The organism is Actinacidiphila acidipaludis, assembly GCF_019890725.1.
In the GTDB taxonomy this organism is placed as follows: Bacteria; Actinomycetota; Actinomycetes; order Streptomycetales; family Streptomycetaceae; genus Actinacidiphila; species Actinacidiphila acidipaludis.
On record NZ_JAINZZ010000134.1, the window covers coordinates 1 to 1513 of the forward strand.

The 1513-nt window shown below is 68.4% G+C and carries 1 protein-coding gene; it reads left to right on the top strand.

Annotation, left to right across the window (positions count from 1 at the left end):
* Positions 1-302: 302 nt before the first annotated feature.
* Positions 303-1513, top strand: a 1211-nt coding sequence (locus K7862_RS36990) for an IS110 family RNA-guided transposase (RefSeq protein WP_222970180.1), incomplete at its 3' end; no start/stop codon positions are given.

Below are 1513 nucleotides of genomic sequence, written 5' to 3' on the forward strand. Positions count from 1 at the left end.
CAGGTCAGCGAAGCAGCGCACCTTCGGTGCGCGCCGGGGGCGTGGTAAATCCTGTGGCGCGCGCTGGGGGTGCTTCTGTCTGCCCTGACGGGGGTCGACGGTGGTGCGGGACGCTGGTGGGGTTCGTTCCGGCCGAAACCGATGCCTCTGTGATGCCGGTGAGCTCGCAGGTCAGCGTGGTGCTGAGGGCCGTCCACGGGAACCGTGGAGTGTTGCTGTGAAGCACGTGCGTCAGAATTCCTGATTCACCCTGGCCCTCCCGGAACGGCGTAGTGCTCGACCACCGAGGGAGGGATCGGGACATGGACGTGCTGCACGAACGCTGCGCCGGCCTGGACATCAGCAAGAGGGACGCCAAGGCATGCGTTCGCACCCCGAGCACGAAGCGGCGGGGATCGTTCACGACCGAGACCACCACGTGGGGATCGACGACGAACGCGGTCCTCGCACTGCGCGATCACCTGCTGGCCGCCGAGGTCACACTCGTGGTGATCGAGGCGACCTCGGATTACTGGAAGCCCTTCTACTACCTGCTGGCCGACGAGTTGAACGTGATCCTGGTCAACGCGCGGCAGGTCAAGAACCTGCCCGGCCGCAAGACGGACGTCTCGGACGCGGCCTGGCTGGCCCAGCTCGGCGCGCACGGCCTGGTCCGTCCCTCGTTCGTGCCACCCCAGCAGGTGCGCGAGCTGCGGGACCTGACCCGCGCCCGCACCCAGATGACCCGCGAGCGCGGACAGATCGTCCAGCGCCTGGAGAAGCTGCTGGAGGACACCGGGATCAAACTGGCCGCGGTTGCCTCCGACATCATGGGCGTCTCCGGCAGGGCCATGCTGGAAGCCCTCATCGCGGGTGAGCGTGACCCGCACATCCTTGCGGAGCTGGCCAAACGCAAGCTCCGCAACAAGATCCCCGAGCTCACCGAGGCGCTGACCGGGCGGTTCCGCGCCCACCACGCCTTCCTCACCCGGCTGCACCTGGACCACTACGACCAGCTCACCGCGGCGATCGGGCAGCTGGACGAACGGATCGAGGAGGCGATGGCCCCCTTTCGCCCCGCCCTCGACCTGCTCGACACCATCCCCGGGATCAACCGGGCCGTCGCCGAGGTGATCATCGCGGAGACCGGTGGCGACATGACCCGGTTCGCCTCCGCCAACCACCTCGCCTCCTGGGCCGGGGTCTGCCCCGGCCACCACGAGTCCGCCGGCCGCACCAAGAACACCAAGGTCCGCCCCGGCAATCCGTATCTCAAAGGAGCCCTCGGCCTGGCCGCCTTCGGTGCGGCAAGGACCAAGGACACCTACCTTCAGGCCCGCTACAAACGGCTGACCGCCCGCCGCGGACCGATGAAGGCCCTGGTCGCCGTCGAGCACTCGATCATCACGGCGATCTGGCACATGCTCACCGACAACGTCCCCTACCACGAGCTCGGCGGCACCTACTTCGTCCGGCGCGACCCCGAACGCGCCACCCGCCGAGCGGTCACCGCGCTCAACCAGCTCGGCTACAC